Here is a 25,496-nt window from a genome sequence, read left to right as displayed (position 1 = left end):
AAATCCCGTTTAATTTGTTAATTTTGGGCAAAATTCAAATTAATGAACTTAAAGATTTTTTTAACAGGCTTTGGAATAGTGGCCATTGGCTTAACCATTTTACCCTATATCCCTTTAGACCACTGGTGGATTAGAATGTTTGACTTTCCACACATTCAACTCACATTCTTGACCGCCTTAGCGATAATAACCTATATAATAAAGTTTGATTTTAAGAATTATAAAGACTACTTATTTATAGCCACCTTAATCGGTTGTTTTATATTTCAATTTATTAAAATCTACCCGTATACTGCATTTAATAAGTACGAGGTAGAAAATGCTAGTGCCGATGCGAATACAATCCTAAAGGTTTTCACAGCAAACGTCTTACAAGATAACGAAGAAAGCGAGCATTTAATTAAAGAAATGAACGCACTTGATGCCGATATTATGCTATTTACTGAGGCAGATGAACGTTGGCTAAAGGATATTAGTAAGGACTTAAGTCCGGATTATAAATATAAATACGAAATTCCTATTGGTAATACTTACGGCATGTTGCTATATTCCAAATTAAAACTAACTGATACTGAAGAACATTATATGGTAGATGATAGCATTCCATCCATCCATACTAAGGTGGTATTACCAAACGGTAAACTTTTACAGTTATATGCCATTCATCCAACACCTCCAATGCCACAAGAAAACCCATTATCTACAGATAGGGACGCAGAAATGATGATGATTGCAAAATTAAGTAGAGCATCAAAGCTACCCGTGATTGTATTGGGCGATTTTAATGATGTTGCTTGGTCGGTAACTTCAAAACTTTTTAAGCGCACCAGTACCTTATTGGATGTAAGAATTGGGCGCGGTATGTTTAGTACATTTAGTGCGGACAGTAGATTATTGAGATGGCCCTTAGATCATATATTTGTTTCCCCAGAATTTAGGGTAAAAACACTTAAAAGTTGTAGTGATATTTCTTCTGACCATTTTCCGTTTTATACAGAATTGAGTTTTGAACCCGAAAAAGCTAACGAGCAAGAACCTACCCCTCCTACTTCCGAGGAATTAAAAACTGCTCAAGACCAAATTGATAATCTAAGGGAACAAGCATAAAATTATTATGGGGTCTATTAAACAACTTTGACAACCACTAAACATGCTTAACAAGCCTCTATACAAGATTGAAATCTAGAATTCATAATATTTTTGTTTTTTTAGTTATATGACTAAAATTGGAAACAAAATATTAAATCTTTTGATTTAAGTTAATGGTTTATTTGCCGGATTAAAGCAGCAGAATAGGTGAGTTGTTATAGTTGTTTAAAATATCATAACACTAAACACTTCGCCAAAGTATCTTCATAGATTGCTTCATATTGAGGCACTATTTGATGCAAATCGAATTTATTAGATTCTTTTCTTGCATTTTGTTTAAAGCTTTTTAGTCGTTCACTACTTGATAAAATATAAAGTGCATTCTTAGTCATATCTTCAACATCGCCAACATCACTTAGAAACCCTGAAACACCGTGGATATTGACTTCTGGAATACCACCCGTATTACTTGAAATTACAGGCACACCAGATGCCATAGCCTCTAATGCTGCCAACCCAAAACTTTCTGTGGCAGAGGGCAACAAGAACAAATCGCTAAAACATAAAATTTTATCAATTTCATTGCTCCGACCAAAAAAGACGACTTTATCCAAAATTCCTAGCGATTGACATTGTAATTCAATCTTCTCACGCTCAGGGCCTTCCCCAACCAACATTAGTTTTGCTGGCATTGCTTTTTGAATATTATAGAAAACCGAAATAACATCGTGTACGCGCTTTACCTCTCTTAAATTACTAATATGTGTGATAATTTTTTCTTCATCTGTTGCCATCATTCCGCGTTGACAATCTGTGAATTTAAATTTATACTTGTCCAAATCAATAAAGTTTGGCACGACCGAAATGGTGTTTTTAATATCAAATAAGCGCAAGGTATCCTCTTTTAAACTTTGAGATACTGCTGTAACTGCATCCGATTTATTGATACTAAAAGTCACCGCTGGTTTGTAAAATGGATGACTGCCAACAAGCGTGATATCTGTACCGTGTAGTGTGGTCACAATAGGAACGTAAATACCTTCCTCAATCAGCATTTTCTTTGCCATATAGGCCGCATAGGCATGTGGAATAGCATAATGCACATGTAGAATTTCAATTTTATGAAGCTTGACCATATCTACCAATTTACTAGATAACGCCAACTCATAGGGTTGGTAATGAAAGAGAGGGTACTCAGGCACATTAACCTCATGGTAGTGCACATCATTACTCAATAACTCTAACCTTACTGGTTGGTTATAGGTTATAAAATGGATTTCATGACCGCGTTTAGAAAGTTCTAAACCTAATTCGGTTGCTACAACGCCACTTCCTCCAAACGTAGGATAACATACTATGCCAATTTTCATTATTTATTTTTATTTATCTTCAATAGCCTCGTAAATAAGACGCTGAATGTCTGTTCTAATATTTTCTTTAAGAAGTAGGTTTTTACCTGCTCTTGGATATGTTCTGTTAGCTAGAAAAATGTAAACAATCTCCTCTTCAGGATCTGCCCAGGCATAGGTTCCCGTAAATCCAGAATGCCCAAAACTAGTCATGGAAATACACCCGCAAGTTGGCCCACTTTCACCTAATTGAGGTTTATCAAATCCAATACCTCTTCTATTATTATCATCGCAATAATAGCAGGTATTAAATTTATCTACAGTTTCTGGATTTAAATAGCGTTTGCCTCCATAATACCCTTTCTGTAAGTACATCTGCATAATTTTGGCCAGATCATTAGCATTGCTAAAAACGCCTGCATGCCCACCTACGCCATTCTGCATGGCCGCTCCCATATCATGAACATAACCATGCACTTTCTGAAACCTATAATAGTCGTCTTCTTCAGTAGGTACAATTTTTTTATTGCTAATTTTATGATACGGATTGTATAGAGTGTAATTAGCGCCTAAAGACTCGTAAAAATGCTCTTGAGCCAACACGTTTAAAGGTTTACCGTAATGCCTTTCAATATACTTTTTTAAAATATAATAGGGTAAATCGCTGTAACGGTATCTAAGTCTGTTAAGTAATTCTGAATCCTTAATAATGCCTTGAATAGAATCTTGATAGTCACTTCTTAAAAACAAATTTTTTGATACTTCAATATTAAATTTTTCACTCTTTGAATTTCTATAATACTTGGCACTTGGTCGTTTACTGTCTTCGTCTAAGGTGTTAAAATAGAACGGCACCCAAGGTTTTAGTCTTGCATAATGCGATAACATGCTCTTTAAGGTAATATTCGCTTTATTTGAGTTTTTATACTCTGGAAGCATATCGGACAACTTTGTGTTTAAAGAGATTGTACCCTGCTCTACCAATTCCATGAGAAGTGGTAACGTGGCAACTATTTTTGTTAGTGATGCCACATCATAGATATCATCAAATGATACCTGATTCTTTTCTGCATAGGTGTGATGTCCAAAATTTTTATTATAAACCACCTTACCCTTTCGGGCTACCAAAATTTGAATTCCTGGTGTCATCATAGAATCAACCGCGATCTTAGCTATGGAGTCTATCCTGTTTAATTTGTATGAATTCATACCGGCGCGTTCAGGAATAGTATAACCTAATCTACTAACTGTATTATTAAAAATGCCTTCGCCTTCCTTAAAAAAAGGTTGTATTGAAACTGGTAATACGCCTTTTGACGGAATGGCACCAAAAATAAGTTGTGCCGATTTTTCTTGAGTTATTTTACTATTTTGATAACTAATAATAATGCTTTCTATGTTATCGATATTTTGGAAATCTGAAAGTGCATAAGGTTTTGCAAAAACATCTAAAACGACTTGATGCGTTTTTGCTATTTCTTCAACCCAAACAATTTCTTTAGTTGAAAATTTATAGCTCTTCCATGGGCTTTCGTTCGATTTATGTAACCCAAATATCACCGTATTATAAGGCTGAAGTTTGTTCTTTAAATCCTCTAGCGTCTTTGATGTAATTTTATGAACTTTGCCATACTTTTTTAACTCGCTGAAGAAAACAGCACCAGAATCATCGCCAAGTGCAACGTAAGCTATAGACTTTTTTTCCAGTTGTTGGAAGGGTAATAGCTTTTTATCATTTTTCGTAATCGTTAAGGCATTTTCGATCAGTTCTTCATATAAAACATCATCCTCAATTCGGTCTAAATCTGAAACCAAACCGTATAATCCTACAGGCTTATATTGATTTAAACCGACTTTATATTTCGCCATTAAAACCTTCTTAACGGAGTGGGCTAATCGTTTTTCGGTAATAGTGCCTTTGTTATAGGCATCCATTAATTTTGACATTCCAATACTTACGTTTTCAGACATGAGCATGACATCATTTCCTGCTATAAACGCTGCCAAATCAATAGCGCCGGTTTCACTAAAATTGGAAGCACCCTTCATAGTTAAAGCATCAGTAAAAATAAGCCCCTTAAAGTCCATACGCTCTTTTAAGATATCGGTCACGATATGCGACGAAAGTGATGATGGATAGCCATCTCGCGATTCTAAACTAGGCACGTTTAAATGCGCTACCATAACGCTTGATAAGCCTTTAGAAATCAATTTCTTGTAGGGATATAATTCTATGGAATCAATTCGTTTTGCATTAAATGCTATAGTTGGCAAGGTATGATGCGAGTCTTGATCAGTATCACCGTGTCCAGGAAAATGCTTGGCATTTGCCAATACGCCTGCACTTTGCATCCCTTTCATGAATGCCAAAGCTTTGTTGGTTACATTGTCTCGGTCTTCACCAAATGAGCGGTTTCCAATAATTGGGTTTTTAGGATTTGTGTTGATATCCACAACCGGTGCGAAATTAAAATGAACTCCTATACGTTTGCAGTGTTCTCCTATTTGCCGTCCCGTTTGTTCAATAAGCTTATTGTTTTTTATGGCACCTAAAGTCATGTTCCAAGGAAAAGCATAGGTAGAATCCAAGCGCATACTTAAACCCCATTCGGCATCCATACCTATCAACAAGGGTATTTTAGAAAGGGATTGTAATTCGTTATTTAACTTGGCCTGCCTCACAGGGCCGCCATTAGAATATATTAATCCACCAATATGGTAATCCCTAATAAGCTTGATGATGTTGTTTTTAGTTGCATTATTTTGATTAGACATGACTTGGACCATGTATAATTGACCAACACGTTCATGCAGGGTCATGGACTTATAAATGCTATCCACCCATTTTTCTTGGGCTTCCTTATCTGACGATAACAAAGGGTTATGACTACTTTGAGAAAAAGAAGTGATCGTAAATAGAGAAAATATAAATATGATTGAAATTTGGCGCATAGAATGATTCATTATAATGTTTTAGGGATCCTACAACGTACCCCTAATAACCGTGCCAAATTAATACATTTAAGAAGAAGATAAAAAGACTTTAAGATAGATTTATAAAGAATTAGTTAACTTAATACTATCTAAATTCATGATCAATCTTTTTAGACCTAATCCAGTAAATCAATATGTCTGTCATGATAGCCTAACAAATATAAAACACCATCTAAACCAATACTGGAAATAGAATTTTGTGCATTGTCTTTTACCTTAGGTTTGGCATGAAATGCTATGCCTAATCCGGCTAGGTTCAGCATGGCCAAATCATTTGCGCCATCGCCAACTGCAATGGTCTGGTTGATGTGTATGCCTTCTTTTTCAACAATTTCTTTAAGATACTCTGCTTTTTTGTTACCATCCACAATTTCCCCAAGATACCCGCCAGTGAGCACACCATCGACAATCTCCAGTTCATTGGCATACACATAGTCCATACCAAGCTCTTCTTTTAAATAATTTCCGAAATATGAAAAACCACCTGATAGTATAGCGGTTTTAAAGCCATAGCTTTTTAAGGTATCGATAAGGCGTCTTGCCCCTTTTGTTATTGGTAAATTGATGGCCACATCATGAAGCACATCTTCGCGTAAGCCTTTTAAGAGTTTCATACGCCTCACAAAACTTTCCTTAAAATCAATTTCTCCCTGCATCGCCGACTCTGTAATGGCTCTGACTTCATCACCAACACCTGCTAATTCTGCTAATTCATCAATAACTTCGGTTTGAATAAGCGTTGAATCCATATCAAAACACACCAATCGTCTGTTACGTCTGTAAATATTATCTTCTTGAAATGCGATATCTACATCTAAATCGCTAGAAATTTGCATGAATTTTTCAGTAAACTCTGCTTTGTTATCGATTTTTCCCCGAATTGAAAGCTGTATGGAAGCTCTAGGATATTCATCCTTTGTAATCAGGGATATTCGACCAGTAAGCCGCTTTATAGAATCAATATTCAAGTTTTTATCTGATATCACTTTAGTCACTTCAGAAATCTGTTCGGCAGCCAGTTTTTCTCCAAGAATAGTAATGATATATCTATCTTTTCCCTGAAGACCAACCCAATTCTCATAATCTCCCATGCTAATCGGCGTAAACTTCGCTGTGATACCAAGTTCGTAGGCTTTAAAGAGTAAATCTTTTAAAACCGCTGCAGATTTTTTCTTGGACTGAATTTCGAATAATATGCCCAAGGATAATGTGTCATGAATATTGGCTTGACCAATATCCAATACTTTAGCACCATATTCTGCCAAAACACAGGTTAAGCTAGAAGTTAAACCAGGTTTATCTGGTCCTGAAATATTTAATAAGACAATCTCGCTAGTCATAATATCATGATTACTTTTAGAATGGTGTAAAAATGATTATTCTCGGTGAGACATGAAAGTTTTTGTATATCAAATTTTTGATAATTTACTTTATAAATCGACTATGCCAACTCTCGCTTGCTGGAACTTCCCAATTTTCTTTGAACTCTGTGATGTTGTTTACTAAATTATTAAACACAATCGTTTTTTTTGACACAGCTTTATCCTTAGCCATTTTTCTAAAATCGGTAAGTGTTTTATAGGCTACAAAGTCGCCTTGCTTATAAGAAACATTCATCTTATCCATTAAATCCACGTTATAATCCTTCTCTAATTGTTGAATAAAATGAACGGATGCATCAATAGAACATCCTGTAGCATTATTTAAGTCTTGATTTAAGCCAATAACTATAAATCGCTTATATTTAATAATATAGCCTGATTCTAGATTACTGCCATGAGCCGTCCAGTTATCTATAAATACGTCGAGCTTCGATTTTATTTCGGTAAGCTCTGTTTCTGTAAAAGAGCGATTGGCTTGGTATATCCAAACACGTGATTCTTCTGGTAAGGTATTAAAATCTACTAGCATTTTTTATGATTGTATTTGGTGCTTATTTGTCCTGTAATAATAGTCCCTATTCCCAATCCAATTAATAATCCAGAAACAAAATCTATTCCGTCGTTATTTAAAAATCTGTTCATAATAATACCAACTATTAAAATGACAATCCCAGAAATTCTTATAGTATTCATTCTAAATTATAAATCCTGTGCGTTCGCAATCAATTCTGCAACATCCATGACTTGAACATCGCCTTCCTGTTCTTTTACTTTTACGCCATCCGTCATCATCGTGTTACAAAACGGGCAACCTGCTGCAATAATATCTGGTTTTACTTCCAGCGCTTGTTCTGTACGCTCAATATTCACATCTTTGTCACCCTTTTCAGGTTCCTTAAACATTTGAGCTCCTCCAGCACCGCAGCATAAGCCATTGCGTTTGCAGTTTTTCATTTCCACCAACTCCGCCTCAAGTTTTTGAATGAGTTCTCGCGGTGCTTCATAAACGTTATTGGCACGACCTAAATAACAAGGATCATGAAAGGTAATACGTTTGCCTTTATATTTACCACCTTCAATGGTCAAACGGCCATCGTCAAGCAGTGTTTTTAAGAATTGTGTGTGATGCATCACCTCATAGTTCCCACCTAATTCTGGATACTCGTTTTTAATGGTATTGAAACAGTGCGGACATGCCGTGACTATTTTCTTTATTTCATAAGCATTCATGACCTCAATATTGGTCACCGCTTGCATTTGAAATAAAAACTCGTTGCCCGATCTTTTTGCTGGATCTCCGGTACAGCTCTCTTCAGTTCCTAATACTGCAAATTCGACGTTTGCTTTATTTAATAACTTGACAAATGCTTTTGTTATCTTTTTTGCTCGGTCATCAAAACTACCTGCACAGCCCACCCAAAACAATACTTCTGGTTGTTTGCCTTGTGCCATATATTCGGCCATCGTAGGTACTTTAAGTAATTCGCTCATTGTTTAAAGTTTAATACCTACAAGGTTCAAAACCTCGCAGGATGTATGTTGTTTTTGCGTTAGGGATTGGTAACGCCCAAAATTATTTAATTATTCATTTTTCCAGTTCAACCGATCCATCTGGTTATATGGCCATGGTGCACCGTTGTTCTCAATATTGGTCATCATATTGTTTAGTTCTACTGGTGCTGCAGATTGTTCCATCACCAAATAGCGTCTCATATCTATAATTATTGAAAGTGGATCAATGCTTACGGGGCAGGCTTCGACACAGGCGTTGCAGGATGTACAGGCCCAAAGTTCTTCACGGGTAATATACGTATCCAAAAGTTGTTTCCCGTCTTCCTTAAACTCGCCGTTATTAGCATCTATGTTTTTGCCAACTTCCTCCAAACGGTCCCTAGTGTCCATCATTATTTTACGAGGGGATAACTTTTTGCCCGTTTGATTTGCCGGACACTCACTGGTACAGCGTCCACATTCGGTACAGGTATATGCGCTTAATAGCTGGACCCAGTTTAAATCTTGAACATCGCTGGCTCCAAATTTTGCAGGCACATCGTCCTCTACTCCTTCTTCTGGTGCTGCAAAAGGATCGATATTAGGATCCATCATCATTTTTACTTCGGCAGTTACCGCTTCCAAATTATTTAAAGCACCTTTTGGCTTTAAACGCCCGTAATAGGTATTTGGAAAGGCCAATAAAATATGAAGGTGTTTCGAATAGTATAGGTAATTTAAGAAAACCAAAATGCCTAAAATATGAATCCACCAAGCCGCTCTTTCTATAGTATGCAGTACGGTTTCGGAAAATCCATCGAACCAAGGGGCGATAAACTGGCTGACTATATTCCCTGAATTTAAATCTTGAAAATTGGTATCCGTCGCATTCATTACAAGGAACAAGGTCATTAAAACCATTTCGAAGTATAATATGAAATTCGCGTCATTTTTTGGCCAACTGGTCATTTCGCTTTTCCAGAAACGTTGCAATTTAATTACATTTCTACGAATCCAAAAAAGTACAACTGACACAAATACCAAGAGCGCCAAAATTTCAAATGCTCCAATTAATATGCCATATAAAGGCCCTATTGAAGAAAACACCCTATGCGTTCCTAAAAGACCATCAATGATAATTTCTAAAACCTCTATATTTATAATCACAAACCCTACATACACAATCACGTGTAAAAAACCGGCAATGGGGCGACGCACCATTTTACTTTGCCCCAATGCTATCATCGCCATATTTTTCCAACGTTGTGATTTGTTATCACTAACATCGACATCATGGCCCAACATGATATTTCGTTTAAGTTTCTTTACGTTTTTTGCAAAAAAACCAAGTCCGAGAATAAGCGCAATGGCAAAGATTATATTTGGTAAGTAATCCATAATCAGGTTGGGTTAATTATCGGTTTTGACTTCATTCCCATCAGCATCATATTGTTTTGGTTTTTTGCCGAATAGCGAGAAGTGAACATAGCGTTTTGGGTTTAATTTCATATCTTCAAGTAACTGTTCTAATTGTTTAGAAGCCCCTTCTAGATTGTTATACAATTGTTCATCGGCCAGTAATTTACCCATAGACCCTTGTCCGTTTTCTAAATTGGATATGATGTTATTAAAATTCTGAAGGGTTGATTCTAAATTCTTTATCGTTTTCCCTAAATCTGCATCTGCAATAGTTTTTGTTACCTCTGCCAAGTCACTGGTTACGTTATTGGCATTGGTTAGTACGCTATTTAATTTTACTTCATTAGTTTTTAACAATTGGTTAAGTGAGATCGAAGTTTCTTGGAAAGAGGCTATGGTTGAGTTAAGACCTGAAACACTACTTTTTAAGTTCGCTTTGGTTTGCTCATCAAAAATATCGTTGATATTATTTAACAAGATATCTGCACTCACCATCATAGTTTCAATTTTTTCTTGGAGAGGCGTTAACCTTTGATTTACCAAATCGGTTAACCCTGCTTTCGTGGAACCTTCTAAAAAGTCTCCACCAATAGCATTTTCGGCATTGTCAAAAGCCGGAAGTATGGCAATGGCTTTCCCGCCAATAAGTCCAGTTTCGTATAATTGAGCTTTGCTGTTTTTTGAAAACTGAAAATCATTATCAACAAGCATTTTAACCAAAAGTTTACCAGAGGCATCTTCGTTGAATGATATTGACATCACTTTTCCTACGGTTAAACCATTAATAGTTACGGGGGTTGATGTGGACAAGCCTTCCACATTATCATAGATTGAGTAATACGTTCGGGAGGAATCGAGTAAGTTTTTGCCTTTTAAATAGTTAAACCCAAATATAAAAAGTGCGATCCCTAATATAACTAAAATTCCGGCTTTAACTTCTCTAGATAATTTCAAATTGATTGTTTTAGAAGCACAAATTTAAAATAAATTTGAAAAGAATACCCTTTAATTCGCAGTTGATTTTAAAGCTTCTGCCAAAGCGACTTTCTTTCCATCTTTAAATGCAACAATAAAGCTTGAGGTGTAGCCTTTCTTTTTAGCTTCCTGCTCCATAACTTTGGTCTTGTTATAATCTGAGGTATTACCATAATAATATTTATAAATACTACCAACTTGGATACGCGAAATATCAGTTAAACCCTTAAAATTATAAGATCTTGGTTCTAGAACTTTGGAACTTGCTGCAATTTGCACTTTAAAGATAACGTCGTTAACAATGCGTTCTTCAGTAGGTAATAAAATATCATCTTCAGCCTCTAATGAATCTCCTATATTATTATCTAAACTTTTCTTATACTCTAGAATGGCATTTACAATGGATTCTGAAATTTCTTGTTGACCTTTTTTAGAGTTTAGATACGACCCTTCTTTCTTATTGGTTACAAAACCTGTTTCTATTAAAACGCTAGGCATAACAGTTTGATGCATCACCCATAAACTCGCTTGCTTAACTCCCCTGCTTTTTCTTTTAATCTTATTGGCAAAATTCTTCTCAATTAGACTAGCCAATAGAATACTTTGATCTGTGTATTCCTCTTGAATAAGCGCCAACCCTATGCCTATTTCAGGAGTATTTGGATTAAACCCTTCATATTTCTTTTCATAATCATCTTCTAAAAATATTACCTCGTTCTCAGCCTTGGCAACTTCAAAGTTACGTTGGGTATTCGCCACTCCTAAAACAAAGGTTTCGGTCCCGTAGGCCTGGGTATGATGGGCATTGCAGTGTACGGAAACAAACAAATCGGCTTTAGCTTTATTTGCTATTCTTGGCCTGTCCTTCAATTCAATGAATACATCCTTTTTTCTTGTGTAAACCACTTTTATGTTTGGATTTTTCTCTAATTGCTTTCCTACAAGCAATACTATTTTAAGGGCGATGTCTTTTTCTTTGTAACCATATTTAGAAGGCTTACCAGGGTCTTTACCACCATGACCTGCATCTAATACGACAATAAACTTGCCCGAAGACTTATCTTCTTGCTTTATTACAAAAGATGAAAATGTTAATACTATTATAAAAGATACGAAAAGTAATATGTTACCCGTTTTCATGTGATATGCTATTGTTGCTTTAAATCCATTCTATCAAAACTATGCTTTATGCCTTTTTAAACAAAAAACCCATAAACAGTAAGCTATGAGGAACTTAACGATTAAAAAACTTGGTTTATTTTAAATTTCAATTTTTAAGTGAATAAATAAATCAATCACAGAAAAATATATGTAATTTTGGCAATTCAAAAACCGAGCCATACTTTTACAAAAATACATTTAAAAGCGTTGCGTACAAACAACTTTAAAATACTTTTTGCATTAAGTTTTACAGTGTTTATCAACACGTTTAGCTTCGCCCAAGATATCCCAAGAAAACAGGACAGCATTAATCCGAGCAAAAAAGATACGGTCATTATAGCAACTGATAGTTTAGAAGTTAAACCTGAAATTTCTGAGGCCATTCAGGATACTACAGCAACAGATTCTACTGCGCAAAAGAAGAAAGATCTTTTAGAATATATTGTCAAATACAGTGCTGTTGATTATACCAAATTCAACAATAAAAAACGAAAGCTCTATCTCTATAATGAAGCCGTTATTGATTATGGTGACATGAATATAAAAGCGGGTAATATTATTATAGATTACAGCACCAATACGGTATATGCACGTGGTATTACTGATTCTATCGAAGGCTATACACAGGCACCAATTTTTACACAAGGGGCCAATGTTGTAGAACCTGATTCTATTGTTTTTAATACAGAAAGCAAAAAAGCGCTTATTTTCAATTCTAAAACTGAGCAAGGTGAAGGTACTGTTATTGCTGAAATCACGAAAAAGGAAAACGATTCGGTCTACTTTTTAAAAGATGCTAAATATACGACCGCCAAAGATTTAGAAGATCCAGAATATTATATCAAACTTAGAAAGGCCAAAATTGTGCCTGGAAAAAAAATAGTTACGGGTTTAGCTAACCTCTTTATTTATGACGTCCCTACCCCTCTTGGACTCCCGTTTGGCTTTTTTCCACAGTCTGAGAAACAAACTTCTGGTGTGATTATTCCAAGTTTTGGTGAACAAAATGACCGCGGTTACTTTCTTCAAAATGGTGGCTACTACTTTGCCATAAGTGACTATTTTGATTTGGCTGTTTTAGGTGATTATTATACGAATGGTAGCTATGGCTTTCGCGTTGAAAATAAATACAGAGTTCGATATAGATTCAACGGAAACCTTAGTTTTCGTTATGAAAATTTAATAACCAGTGAACGTGGCTTTCCAGATTATGGAAAAAACACCATTTATAATTTAAGGTGGTCTCACAGCCAAGACTCAAAATCCAATCCCAACTCTAGGTTTTCGGCTTCTGTGAACTTGGGTAGTAGCACCTATTACCGTAGTTCTATCAATCAGGTAAACACTGGGTCTTTTTTAAATAATACGCTAGCATCTTCTGTATCGTATTCCAAAACATTTCAAGGAGAACCCCAAGTGAATTTTAGTGTTACGGCTACGCATTCGCAAAATACGAATACCGAACAGATTAATATGACGCTTCCAACCTTTCAAGGAAGCGTTGGCAGAATATTCCCGTTGGCACCAAAGGTCGGTTCAAAAAAAGGAGTCATTCAAAACATTAATCTACAATATAATTTAAGGGCGGAGAATAGAATTCAAACTACCGATTCCCTTTTCTTTAAAAAGGAAATGTTCGACGATGCTAAAACTGGATTCCAACACACCATTCCCCTAAGTACAAATTTTAAGGTATTCAAGTATTTTAGCGTTAGTGCCAGTACCAATTACAACGAGGTATGGACCTTTAAAACCATTGACAGAACCTATGACCCTGTTGAAAGGCAACCGGTAACAGAAACCATTAACGGTTTTGACACCTTTAGAACCTATAATTTTAGTACCAGTTTAGGAACTACTATTTATGGGATGTTTAATTTTGAAAAGGAAGGTGAAGACAAAAAAATAAAGGCGATACGCCATGTTATGAGACCCTCGTTGAGTTATAATATTAATCCATCATTTGATAAATATTACGACACCTATGAAGTGGTTAGTGCCGACGGACAAACTACCGATGATGTTGAGTTCACCCGTTTTGAAGGCTCCATTTTTGGTACACCAAATAAAAATTTTTCGAGCTCCATGGGCATGTCATTATCCAATAACTTTGAAGCTAAAGTTCGCGATAAAGATAGCACTGCTACGGAGCCAAAGAAAGTTATCCTTCTAAATAATTTAAACTTCTCAACCTCCTATAATTTTGCCGGCGATTCCTTACAGTGGAGTGCTGTTAGAATGTCTGGTGGCACACAACTCTTTAAAAATAAAATGAGTATCAATTTTGGGGCTACCTTAGACCCCTATGCGTTAGATAGCAATAATAAGAAAATCGATAAATTTAATATTGATAATGGGGGCAGTTTATTTAGATTGACCAGCGCTAACTTAACCGCTAGTTGGTCGCTTTCTAGTAAGGATGGGAAGAAGGATGATGATGAAAGCGATAGTAGCCGAGAGAATTTAAGAAGTGGCGGTCGTGCCGATGATTTATTCGGCGTTTCTGAAGATTTTGCGAATCAGCAATTTGCTGATGACGAGGTTGAGGAAGAAGAAGTTCCCAGCGATCTTTACAACTATAAAATACCCTGGTCTTTGCGTTTGGCCTATGCGGTTAACTATTCAAATTCAGCACGCCAAAATGAAATCTCTTCACATTCCTTAATGTTTTCTGGCGATATTGATCTTTCAGAAAAATGGTCTGTTGGCGCCTCTTCTGGTTACGATTTGAAAAATCAAGGCTTTACATATACCCAATTGCGTTTTGAACGTGATTTATTAAGTTGGCGAATGAATTTTAGTTGGGTCCCTTTTAGTACACGAAGTTCTTGGAATTTCTTTATTGGTATCAAATCAAGCATTTTGAAAGATTTAAAATACGAACAACGGCGTCAACCCGATGTTCGATTATAATTTGATTATCTAAACATATCAAACTATGAAAAAAATAATAACTACCACAGATGCCCCTGCTCCTATTGGCCCATACAATCAGGCTGTTCTTAGTGGAAACACCTTATATACTTCAGGTCAAATTGCCATTGATCCAAATACCGGCGAACTCGTTTTAGATTCTATTCAAACAGAAACAAAACAGGTTATGCAGAATTTAAAAGCCGTTTTAAAAGCTGCTAATATGACTTTTGAGAACGTTATCAAAACGTCCATCTTTATAAGTAATATGGATGATTTTGTAGCAATAAATGAAATTTACGGAAGCTATTTTAATGATAGCACCGCACCAGCGAGAGAAACAGTTCAAGTGGCGTGCTTACCAAAAAATGTGAACGTTGAAATAAGCATGATTGCTGTAAAGTAATGTGATTGGTATTATTAAGCAGACGTTTCTTTAATTATTGAATATTTAAGCAAGAGCCCTTTGAGTTTTTTTACCTCAATAGGTTTGGCAAGAAATTCATCAATACCTGCCAATTTGGCCTTGGCAATATCTTCTTCAAAAGCACTAGCAGAAACTGCTATAATAGGCGTTTTGTTATTTTTGTATTTTTGTGTTTTTTTAATAGCTTCAGTGGCTTGATATCCATCCATGTCGGGCATGTAAATATCCATGAAAATCATATCAAAATCTAATATTTTATATAACTGAGCTGCCTCAAGACCGTTTTTAGCAAAGGTGCAATCGGCTCCTTGTTGCTCCAATAAAAACTTAATGACCCTCTGGTTCATCCTATTATCCTCTGCTACCAATACGCTAAATTTATCGTTTAAAATAGGCTTTGATTCGGTAGTTTCACCTTTAACACTCAAGGTTTTCTTAAGTTGCAAACTAAAATAGAATGTAGAGCCTTCGTTCTCTTTACTTTCCAATTTTAATTCACCACCCATAATTTTTACAAGTTGGTGGGAAATGGAAAGTCCGATGCCATTGCCTCTGTAGTCCTTAATAAGTGATGCGTCATTATCTTTTGACGCTTTAAAAATTCTGTTCACTTCTTCAGGACGCATCCCTACGCCCGTGTCTTTAATATAAAAGGTTACAATTTGTTCATTGTCAATACCTACTGTTTGGTCTACTATAATGGCGATCTTACCCGTATTAGTAAATTTAATAGCATTGTTTATTAAATTGATGAGTACTTGCTGTATTCTAGATGTATCACCTATCAACGAAAATTTGCTATTTTCTTCAAGTAAAAAAGAATATTCAAATTCAAGTCCTTTTTCCCAAGCTTGATATTCAAAAACCTTAAACAGATTGGTGAGATCCGTTTTTAAATCCATCGCAGATGTATTGAGCTCAAAATCACCGGTGTCCACTTCGGAATTATCCGTTATCATATTAATAAGCTGCAACAAGTGCTTTGAAGAATATTGTGCAATTTCTACCTGTGCAAACTGATCCCCGTCCAGCTCCGTTAGCTTCAGCATATTTAACATCCCCAGAACCGTGCTTAAAGGCGTTCTAATTTCATAACTCATATTCGATAAATATATTGAGTTATGTTCAGCCATATTACGTGACGCTTCCAATTCTTCTTTTACCTCTTCGATGCGTTCACTTAAACTAGACTTTATAAAGTCGTTCTTCAGCTGGTTTTTATAGAAATATTGCAGTACTAACACTTGCCCGACAGCCAGTAAAAAGAGAATGAGTACAATAATTTTAACATCCATTACTTTTTCCAAATAAAAAAAAGCAGCACATAAGATAGTGGCAATCGAAAGTATGATGAATATGGACATACTTCGCTTTTTCTTAACTGACTTTATAGATGAAGGTAAAAACCCCATTGATACAAATGTTTTAACAAACTTATCTATAATTGTGCGAATTAACAAAACAATATAAGTTTTGGATCCAACAATAATTTAAAGCCCTCATAATTATCAATTTTTTAATTTGTATTTTTATTCCTTATACTTTTATTGACATATGCGCATAGAACATGATATAAAACTAGGCTTTAAAGACGTCATGATCCGCCCTAAACGCTCCACCTTAAAAAGCAGATCTGAAGTTACTTTAGAACGTGATTTTAAGTTTTTACACAGCCCTTTAGTTTGGACTGGAATACCAATAATGGCGGCTAACATGGATACGGTGGGTACCTTTGAAATGGCCAAGGCATTATCTGGAAAAAAACTGTTTACAGCAATTCATAAGCATTATTCTATTAATGAATGGCATGCCTTTGCATCAAATATTTCAACTGAAATGGAAGACTTTATTGCGGTAAGTACTGGTATAAGTAAAAAGGATTCCAAAAAATTAGAAAGCATTCTTCAAAATAATGCTTTAATCAAATTTATATGTATTGATGTGGCTAATGGTTACTCGGAGCATTTTTCAGATTTTGTAAAATCCACACGGACACAATACCCAGACAAAGTAATTATTGCTGGAAATGTCGTTACTGGCGAAATGGTTGAAGAACTATTATTGTCTGGAGCAGATATTGTAAAAGTTGGTATTGGTCCAGGTTCTGTGTGTACCACGCGTGTAAAAACGGGTGTTGGCTACCCACAACTTTCGGCCATCATTGAATGTGCCGATGCTGCTCATGGCTTAGGAGGACAGATAGTAAGTGATGGCGGATGCGCTACGCCTGGCGATATTGCTAAAGCCTTTGGTGCTGGGGCAGATTTTGTGATGCTTGGGGGTCTGTTAGCGGGCCACAATGAAAGTGGCGGAGAGCATATAGAAAAAAATGGTAAACCATTTCGGAAATTCTATGGCATGAGCTCTGAAACCGCTATGGAAAAGCATGTAGGTGGTGTCGCTGAATATCGAGCTAGTGAAGGGAAAACTGTAGAAGTCCCTTATAAAGGAGAAGTTGAAAACACCTTGCTGGATATTTTGGGCGGCTTAAGAAGTACCTGTACATACGTAGGCGCAAAACGCTTAAAGGAACTTACCAAGCGAACTACGTTTATTCGGGTAAATGAACAGGAAAATCAGATTTATTCTTAACTCTCTTTGAGGTTTTTAGTGTGAAAAGACACCAAACCATCTATAGGTCTGCGTTCAAAATTACCAACATTGAAGTCCATTTCTTGAGCTACTTGCTGTATTTCTTCTTGAGCAAAATAAGCTATCGAACCTGCAAAGTGAACGGGAACGGTTTTAAGTTCTTCTTTATATTGCATAATCATGTTTTTTGCAAACAAGCGAATACCTTTTTTAATAAGCTCAATAGTATATTCAGAATCTTTATGCAAAAACATAAACTCTGCAAAATTGGCCAAATAGGCATTTGGGTTAGCTTGTTTATATAGGTTATACTTTATATAGTCTGCCTCCATGTTATACTTTGTTTCAAAAGCAATTTTAACATTTTCTGGCATATGGTTAAAATAGTAATCCCGTATAAGTTGTTTGCCGTAATAGTTGCCAGAAGCATCATCCATTAAGGTGTAACCAAGCGATTTAACACGTTGATGTAGGGCTTCGCCATCATAATAGCAACAGTTAGAGCCTGTTCCCAAAATACAAACTACAGCTGCCTCTTTAATATCGTTAATTGTAGAGTAAACAGCTGCAAAGGTGTCTTCACTTACCTCTACATGGGCATTCGAAAATATTTCCTCTAAAATTCCTTTAAGTAGCGCACTAGGTTTCTCCGTTCCACAGCCAGCACCATAAAAAAACACATGCGTAACCGATTCACTATGGGCTTTTAAATCCTCATTTTTGTTAATTATTTTTTTTAGTTTCTTCTCTGTTAAAATTGCTGGATTTAGCCCTTTAGTTCGAATCTTTTCCAATAATTTATTTCCGTCGCTATCTACTGCAATCCAATCAGACTTTGTAGACCCACTATCAACAATTAAAATCATGAGCTTTATGTATAAAAAAACGCCACAGAATCAACAGGTATAAACATATTCATTCTGCGGCGTTAGTAGTTAATTATTATATTGAACCAATGTGTTGTGCCAAATCAACTAGTTTTGTTGAATAACCATATTCATTATCGTACCAAGATACTAATTTAATGAAATTATCATTTAATGCCATACTGGCATTAGCGTCAAACGTACTTGTTTTTGGTTCTGAAACAAAATCTTGTGATACCACACCTTCATCAGTGTATCCTAAAATACCTTTCAATTCATTTTCAGAGGCATCTTTTAAAGCGGCTTTAATCTCATCCCAAGAAGCGCTTTTTTCAATTCTACAAGTTAAATCTACTACTGAAACATCAACTGTTGGCACCCTAAATGCCATACCTGTTAATTTTCCGTTTAATTCTGGGATCACTTTTCCTACTGCTTTCGCTGCTCCTGTAGATGCCGGTACAATGTTTACTAATGAAGAACGACCTAATCTGTAATCTTTTTTTGAAGGCCCGTCTACAGTAAATTGTGTTGCAGTTGCTGCATGAACCGTTGTCATCAAACCTTCTACAATCCCGAATTTATCATTAATAACCTTAGCTAATGGCGCTAAACAGTTTGTGGTACAAGATGCATTTGAAACAATGGTATCATCTGCAGTAATATCTTTATGGTTTACACCCATAACAAACATTGGTGCATCGACTGATGGTGCTGAAATAGCGACCTTTTTAGCTCCTGCTGTAATGTGCTTTTGAGCGCCTTCCAGTGATGTAAAGATCCCTGTACAGTCTAAAACAACATCTGCTCCAACGGCATCCCACTTTAAATCTTCTGGATTGCGTTCAGCAGAAATTCTGATTTCATTTCCGTTAACAACTAAATTTCCATTTTTAGTTTCGATAGTACCATCAAACTGTCCGTGAACAGAATCATATTTTAATAAATAAGCTAAATGATCTACATCTAATAAATCGTTAATTCCTACGACTTCAATATCTGCTCTTCCTGCGGCAACTCTAAAGGCAATTCTACCTATTCTTCCAAATCCGTTAATTCCTAATTTTAATTTTGACATATTCTTGTATATAAATGTTAAGTGCTCATGATATCTGAGACACGCAATAATTCTAAATTTATTTTTGCTTTACCTTTAATGGCGTTTTCTAATGGCGTTAATTCCATTTTACCATTAATTAAGCCAACCATAAAATTGGTTTTACCTTCCATTAAGGATTCTACCGCTTTTACGCCCATTCTACTTGCTAATACACGATCGAAACATGATGGCGAACCACCGCGTTGCATATGCCCTAGCACAGACACTCTAACGTCGTAACCTAGCATATTTTCATCAACGTAATCTTTAAGCTCAAAAATGTTCTTTCCTATTTTATCGCCTTCTGCTACAATAACTATACTGGATGTTTTTCCGGATTTCTTACTTTTATTTAAAGATTCAACCAATCGATCTAATCCTAAATCCTCTTCTGGTATTAAAATTTCTTCTGCTCCACCAGCAACTCCAACATTCAAGGCAATGTGACCAACGTCACGCCCCATAACCTCTATAAAGAACAAACGGTTATGTGAACTTGCTGTATCTCTAATTTTATCAATAGCATCCACCACAGTATTTAATGCTGTATCAAAACCTAATGTATGCGAGGTTCCAACAATATCATTATCAATTGTTCCAGGGATACCCATAACTGGAAAGTCAAATTCTTGTTTAAAAATCATAGCACCTGTAAACGTACCGTCACCACCTATGGTAACCAAGGCATCAACGTTCGCTTCGTTTAACATATCAAAGGCTTGTTGTCTGCCTTCTTTGGTTCTGAATCCATCGGAACGTGCAGATTTCAATATGGTCCCTCCTTTATTAAGAATGCCTCTCACACTACGCGCATCCATTTCCTTAAAATCACCCTCCATTAAACCTTCATAACCTCGGTAAATTCCGACGCATTCAATCTTATGATATGCACAGGTTCTGACTACAGAACGTATGGCTGCATTCATTCCTGGAGAATCCCCTCCAGAGGTTAGAACACCTATTTTTTTTATTGCTTTTGGCATTAATTATTATGATTAAATAGTAAAATTACTAAACAAAAACTATAAAACGATAGCATTTACAGAATTTTAATAAAAGCTGTTAAACTATAACGTTTTAGTTAATAAATAAATGTAAAATACTAAGATAACATTAATAAAATCAAGGAAATACTGGTGAATTTACTCGTTTGTGGAGGATTTAATTGTCACGAAATCTGGTAAAGGGTTTTCTGTAGTTGGCACATCATCGTCGATAATAAGATTTTCTTCCGCTTCTGAATCCGTTTTTTTGAAAAAGTTTTGAATCAGTTCCCTAAAGGTATTAAAATCGACACTATAAGAAAGTCCGACACCTTGCGTGTAACCAATAGCCTCTCCAAAATTTCTGATACTATTTTCACGATTAAAAACATTTGCAGTCAGGGTGCCTTCTTCATTTAAAAGAAATGAAATTTCCACGTCACCCGCAATCACAGTTTCTGAAGCTGCTGCGCCACCAACAGGAACACCTACTTTACCATTTATAAGTACCCGATCGCTAATTTGGGTTTGCAAAGTTACACCAAAACGATCTCCGGTTTTGTAGTCTGGTCTATTCTCCCCAGCTTCGTAATTTAGGCCAATATTTATTTTACTATCATCAGACGTGAAAATTCCATTTATGATGCCGTTAAGACGTTCTGCGATGGTTCCTGAAAAATTGAGTTCATTAAGCCCTCTTGAAAAAGACCCTGTAGAAATTAAGTACAAGGCTTGGTTCTCCCTATCATCTGACGATTCTAACCGATATTGAAGCTCAGATTTTATAGTTGAATTTACATTTGGGAACTCAAAAGTGAAATCTGGTTTTGGCTGCTCTAAATTCCCCGTTAACGCAATATTCAATTCTACTGGAATACTTCTATTTATAGGGTTATCCAATAACGGTGATGGATTGGCTTGTGTTTTATAAATAGCACGCATATTTATTATGGCATCCAAAGGATCGCCTTCCCAAGCAATCGTTCCGCCAGGTTCCACCGAAAATTCTTTTTGAATAACACCTCCAAAAGCAAAATTATAGACCCCTTCAAATACAGAGAAATCCCCCCACATATCAAATTTTCCGTTCGTGTTTATTTCTATTAACAGGCCTCCTCTACCACGGCCTTTTAATGAGTGTCCTGTGTTTTTATCAATGATGATTTCTACTTCGGCAGCTTCAGTTAAATCTAAATCAAAACTCAACTCCACGCCTTTTACCTCATTAAATGTAAAGGCTTCTCCATTTTCCCTGGCTTGTTTTTCTTCCTTTGTAATAAAATGAATAAACGAATTGTCTCCAAACGATTCTGTATTATTTAATGGAATTTTGAATACCGTACCATATTTTGTCTCTCCAACAACATCAATGTTCAACTGATCGGTTGGCCCCGTGATACTAGCGGTACCACCTAAGAACCCTGTACCATAGTATAAAGATTCCTCTGCTTCTTTGGTATCCAACACCAGAAGTCTTGAGGTGCTCAAATATAGGCCTAAGCTCCATTTGGAAAAGTTAATATGACTTAGCGATCCATTTAAAAGGCCTTTGGAATTGTACTTGGTATCTGTTAATTGAATGCTGTTAAATATAAAACTTTGATTTTTCAAAGTGACTGAAGCCTTATTATCGAATTTATAATCTACATTTAGAAATGGCACGCCCATTCCCCCATTATAAATCGTCAAATCGCCATTAATATCAGGTTTCCTAAGGTTTCCAACAACGTCAACCTTTCCAGTTACTAAGCCACGAATATCACTTAGAACATCTTGCAATAACGGATTAAGAGGTTGTAGATTGAACTTGTTAAATACAACATCCACATCGATGATGGACTGCCTTCCATTCACATTAATGTCTCCTTTTGCACTAAACGATTTGGCAACATCATTTTTAATCGTAGCATCTACCGTGTAATTGGTGAGGTCTGCATTGCCTGTAACAGACGCATCAAAGGATCCCAGCATGTAATCATTAACTTGGAAGTCATCAATTACTACTGTAGAGTTTGGTAAATACGTTCCGTTTTTTTGAAGAATATCAAGCTTTCCATTAACGTTTCCGGCTAATGACAAACTATCTATATTAGGCGTTATTTTCGCAAGATCTACATTTTTGAAATTAAGCTTTAAGTCTTTTTGTGTGGAATCTTTAATGAACCCAGAGAGTTTTATCTCCTCATTATTATGGTTAATTCTAAATTGATCTATATCAATTGAGGTTAAATCCTTACTAAATGTGACTTTATTGTAGCGGTTATTTTCTTCATTTATAAACCATTTATTTTCTTTAATGGTCACATCTGAAGTTTTGAAACCTACCACCGATTTATTTTCTTCGTTAATGGTATGGTAGAAACTCAAATTAAACTTGTCGTTGCTACGCTTTCCCCCATTGAATTCTGAGCGCATAAACAACGTATCATTTACCGTTACATTAATAAGATTAAACTTAGAAACATCATAATATTTCGTACTTAAACTATCAATTTCGACATAGGTATTAAATACAGGGTTTCCGTTATCTACTTGCAGTGTGGCATTATCGACATAATTATCTCCCAAAATAATTTTTGGCGACTTAAAGGTTAATTTGAATTTCCGTTCATCAGTCTCTACCCTCCCACGAATAAATGTGTTTTTACCGAGCTCTATTTCAGGGTAGAACACTTCAACGATTTTATTATAAATTTTAAAATTAAAGTCTATAACTTGATCTGGTCTTACTTCATGAGGTTGGTAATTGGTATAAATGCTCCCAACAGAATTTTCGAATAATTTAGGGATATCCCTAAACCTAAAATCACCTTTCATTTGCCCTTCAATAATATCTGGAGATTCTACTTTTATAAGACGTACACCATCTTCGAACGTCGATGACATATCAAACTGATCGAAATAATAGGTGTCGTGCTCATTTTTATAGACCGTATTAGTGAAGGCAATATTTCCATAGGCATCGTCGTAATTACTGCTGTTCATGTTCATTTTAACGGTGCTTTCAAATATTGAAATGCTATCCTTTTCGTAAAAGTTCAATTCTTTTAAATTGGCGTAACTTACAACCGCTTCAAAGTCGTATTTATTTAATTTTTCGGAAAAATCGACGAGTCCCGTAAAATTGAGTTTTAAGTTTTTATCGTCTGTTATTAAGTTTCCATTAAAAATATTATTCTTAATGTTTCCTAAAACCTTTACACCCGTGTATGTATAATTGTTGTATTCAACTTTAAAAACATCACCAATCACTTGAGTGTTAATTTTCTCCATCACAAAACCCTGACCATCAACATCAAAGTTTAAAGAAGCACGCCCCACATTAGGATCATTTAAAAAGGTGCCAAAATCAAAATCGTCAAACACCACATTTCCCTTGTAACCAGCATTATCAATATCGTCTATTTTCGAAATTTCTAAATCGGAATCCACCAAGCCCAAATCGGTTCTAATTCTAACATTCGCAATAACTTTTGTTGTGGACACCTGAGTATTTCCAACAATAGTGAACCTGCCCAATCTGCTAAATGAAGATGGAATCGCTTCACCCAAAACATTAGGAAGCATGGTTCGTAAATCTCTATACGTAGATGATAGGTTGGAAAATTGACCATCCATATAAAAATTATTTACTTCCTTATTAAATAGATTCTTGAAGCTGATATCGCCATAAACCCTAGTATTTCTGTTGGAATCTAAGCGTAAGTTTGTAGTTTTTAATTCATTTAATGTCCCTGATATGTCTGAACTAAATTTAATGATTTGATTTTCACCAAACTCATTATAAAAGACATTAAGCTCATCTAATAAGAGATTAGAGTCTCTAAAACTCGCTTTTATTTCAACTTTATCGGCAAATTCTTTAAAATCTTCTCTGTTGTATGAAAATTTCAAATCCCCTTTTAAAACCGAATGCGGTGTCTCTATTTGCAGATTCCCAAAGGTCATATCAGCTAATGTATAACTGAAATCGGTCATCATATTTTTTAAGGTAAGCCCTCTTGTATCTTTAAATGAAAGTTTATTGATACGTGCACTCACATCACTTCCATTAATTAAAAAGTTGGTAGCATTGATGTTCACCTTATTAAAGTCAAGAACTTTAGATGTTTCTCTATTTTGATCAGATAATTTAAATGTACCATTATAGATGGAAACATCGCTAGAAGCTAATAGGAATGAACTTTTTTTGTCTCGTGGATTATCATCATCGAATTTGGCAACGAAAACATCCAAGTTGGTATTGCTTTCTCCTATATATGTTTTAACATTAAAAAATAAATCGATTATATCAATATCACCAAAAACCAACTTGCCATTATAAACATTCCTAAAACTGATTATTGAGGTGTTCAGTTCCGCAATACTAATTAGGGTGTCCTGTTTATAATCTTCAATATAAATATCCTTGAGTTCAACATCACCGTTAAATTGAAGTCCAATTTTATCGATATTGATATTCGTGCCAAAGTCATTGTTTATCCGTTTGGTAACCACCCTTCCCAATTGCGTCTGAACTGCTGGAATAGCTAAAATTAACATCAAAATGATGAAGAGCAGCAGCAAAATTGCTACTATTTTTGATATTAATTTTATGACTTTTTTGATAAGGCCTAAATTTATAATTTAATAATAATACAGCAACTACGAAGCACTATTATTTACTATTTCATTTTAAACATTGATATTAAAGCGATCAATATTTGTTAGAAAAAATAAATGACTAGTTTTGCATGCAATAATTAAGTGCCTTCTT

18 protein-coding genes are annotated in these 25,496 nt (G+C 35.5%); 4 read left to right on the top strand and 14 right to left on the bottom strand.

What is annotated here, in order from left to right; genetic code table 11:
* Positions 1 to 42 precede the first annotated feature (42 nt).
* The gene (locus tag FAF07_RS15485) at positions 43 to 1,107 is read left to right on the top strand and encodes an endonuclease/exonuclease/phosphatase family protein (protein ID WP_142785957.1); all 1,065 of its coding nucleotides are present in this window, start codon (positions 43 to 45) and stop codon (positions 1,105 to 1,107) included.
* A 215-nt stretch (positions 1,108 to 1,322) separates the two neighbouring features.
* On the opposite strand, the gene bshA is transcribed toward FAF07_RS15485, so the two are convergent.
* From bshA to FAF07_RS15445, 9 genes are all read right to left on the bottom strand, one after another.
* Positions 1,323 to 2,459, bottom strand: coding sequence for an N-acetyl-alpha-D-glucosaminyl L-malate synthase BshA (gene bshA / locus FAF07_RS15480; protein WP_142785956.1), 1,137 nt, complete (start codon positions 2,457 to 2,459; stop codon positions 1,323 to 1,325).
* Between the two features lie 9 nt (positions 2,460 to 2,468).
* The gene (locus FAF07_RS15475; protein ID WP_142785955.1) at positions 2,469 to 5,390 is read right to left on the bottom strand and encodes a glycoside hydrolase family 3 N-terminal domain-containing protein; all 2,922 of its coding nucleotides are present in this window, start codon (positions 5,388 to 5,390) and stop codon (positions 2,469 to 2,471) included.
* Positions 5,391 to 5,548: 158 nt separating this feature from the next.
* The gene (serB, locus tag FAF07_RS15470; RefSeq protein ID WP_142785954.1) at positions 5,549 to 6,772 is read right to left on the bottom strand and encodes a phosphoserine phosphatase SerB; all 1,224 of its coding nucleotides are present in this window, start codon (positions 6,770 to 6,772) and stop codon (positions 5,549 to 5,551) included.
* Between the two features lie 85 nt (positions 6,773 to 6,857).
* A complete protein-coding gene (locus FAF07_RS15465; protein WP_142785953.1) occupies positions 6,858 to 7,343 on the bottom strand; it encodes an ABC transporter ATPase in 486 nt (161 codons plus the stop codon).
* The gene (locus FAF07_RS18595) at positions 7,337 to 7,507 is read right to left on the bottom strand and encodes a hypothetical protein (RefSeq protein ID WP_185956456.1); all 171 of its coding nucleotides are present in this window, start codon (positions 7,505 to 7,507) and stop codon (positions 7,337 to 7,339) included. Before FAF07_RS18595 ends, FAF07_RS15465 begins: the two co-directional genes overlap by 7 nt.
* Positions 7,508 to 7,513: 6 nt before the next feature.
* A complete protein-coding gene (locus tag FAF07_RS15460) occupies positions 7,514 to 8,305 on the bottom strand; it encodes a (Fe-S)-binding protein (protein ID WP_142785952.1) in 792 nt (263 codons plus the stop codon).
* Between the two features lie 90 nt (positions 8,306 to 8,395).
* Entirely contained in the window at positions 8,396 to 9,703 is a 1,308-nt protein-coding gene (locus FAF07_RS15455; protein WP_142785951.1) for a (Fe-S)-binding protein, read from the bottom strand.
* A gap of 12 nt (positions 9,704 to 9,715) precedes the next feature.
* Complete coding sequence (locus FAF07_RS15450) at positions 9,716 to 10,678, bottom strand: MlaD family protein (protein WP_142785950.1); 963 nt, start codon at positions 10,676 to 10,678, stop codon at positions 9,716 to 9,718.
* Positions 10,679 to 10,729: 51 nt separating this feature from the next.
* Complete coding sequence (locus FAF07_RS15445) at positions 10,730 to 11,839, bottom strand: N-acetylmuramoyl-L-alanine amidase family protein (protein ID WP_142785949.1); 1,110 nt, start codon at positions 11,837 to 11,839, stop codon at positions 10,730 to 10,732.
* A 177-nt stretch (positions 11,840 to 12,016) separates the two neighbouring features.
* Between FAF07_RS15445 and FAF07_RS15440 the strand changes: the two genes are divergently transcribed.
* Both FAF07_RS15440 and FAF07_RS15435 read left to right on the top strand, forming a co-directional pair.
* A complete protein-coding gene (locus tag FAF07_RS15440; RefSeq protein WP_142785948.1) occupies positions 12,017 to 14,773 on the top strand; it encodes a putative LPS assembly protein LptD in 2,757 nt (918 codons plus the stop codon).
* 25 nt (positions 14,774 to 14,798) lie between these two features.
* Complete coding sequence (locus FAF07_RS15435; RefSeq protein ID WP_142785947.1) at positions 14,799 to 15,179, top strand: RidA family protein; 381 nt, start codon at positions 14,799 to 14,801, stop codon at positions 15,177 to 15,179.
* A gap of 14 nt (positions 15,180 to 15,193) precedes the next feature.
* On the opposite strand, the gene FAF07_RS15430 is transcribed toward FAF07_RS15435, so the two are convergent.
* Positions 15,194 to 16,564 carry an ATP-binding protein gene (locus FAF07_RS15430; protein WP_185956455.1) on the bottom strand — a complete coding sequence of 457 codons (1,371 nt, stop codon included), beginning with the start codon at positions 16,562 to 16,564 and terminating at the stop codon, positions 15,194 to 15,196.
* A gap of 190 nt (positions 16,565 to 16,754) precedes the next feature.
* On the opposite strand from FAF07_RS15430, the gene FAF07_RS15425 reads away from it, so the two are divergent.
* Positions 16,755 to 17,792 carry a GMP reductase gene (locus tag FAF07_RS15425; RefSeq protein WP_142785945.1) on the top strand — a complete coding sequence of 346 codons (1,038 nt, stop codon included), beginning with the start codon at positions 16,755 to 16,757 and terminating at the stop codon, positions 17,790 to 17,792.
* Here FAF07_RS15425 and FAF07_RS15420 read toward each other — a convergent pair.
* The 4 genes from FAF07_RS15420 to FAF07_RS15405 all read right to left on the bottom strand — a co-directional run bounded on the left by FAF07_RS15420 (position 17,789) and on the right by FAF07_RS15405 (position 25,282).
* The gene (locus FAF07_RS15420) at positions 17,789 to 18,658 is read right to left on the bottom strand and encodes an N-acetylglucosamine kinase (protein WP_142785944.1); all 870 of its coding nucleotides are present in this window, start codon (positions 18,656 to 18,658) and stop codon (positions 17,789 to 17,791) included. The two genes, FAF07_RS15425 and FAF07_RS15420, sit on opposite strands and share 4 nt — an antisense overlap.
* A gap of 76 nt (positions 18,659 to 18,734) precedes the next feature.
* Positions 18,735 to 19,736: a type I glyceraldehyde-3-phosphate dehydrogenase gene (gene gap, locus FAF07_RS15415; protein ID WP_142785943.1), complete on the bottom strand. Its 1,002-nt coding sequence runs from the start codon at positions 19,734 to 19,736 to the stop codon at positions 18,735 to 18,737.
* A gap of 17 nt (positions 19,737 to 19,753) precedes the next feature.
* Positions 19,754 to 20,740 carry a 6-phosphofructokinase gene (pfkA, locus tag FAF07_RS15410; RefSeq protein ID WP_142785942.1) on the bottom strand — a complete coding sequence of 329 codons (987 nt, stop codon included), beginning with the start codon at positions 20,738 to 20,740 and terminating at the stop codon, positions 19,754 to 19,756.
* A 159-nt stretch (positions 20,741 to 20,899) separates the two neighbouring features.
* A complete protein-coding gene (locus FAF07_RS15405; protein WP_185956454.1) occupies positions 20,900 to 25,282 on the bottom strand; it encodes a translocation/assembly module TamB domain-containing protein in 4,383 nt (1,460 codons plus the stop codon).
* Positions 25,283 to 25,496: the final 214 nt, after the last annotated feature.

The organism is Changchengzhania lutea (genome assembly GCF_006974145.1).
Taxonomy (GTDB): Bacteria; Bacteroidota; Bacteroidia; order Flavobacteriales; family Flavobacteriaceae; genus Changchengzhania; species Changchengzhania lutea.
Note: the sequence above shows the minus strand (reverse complement) of the source record. Positions and strands in the feature narration are given on the sequence as shown.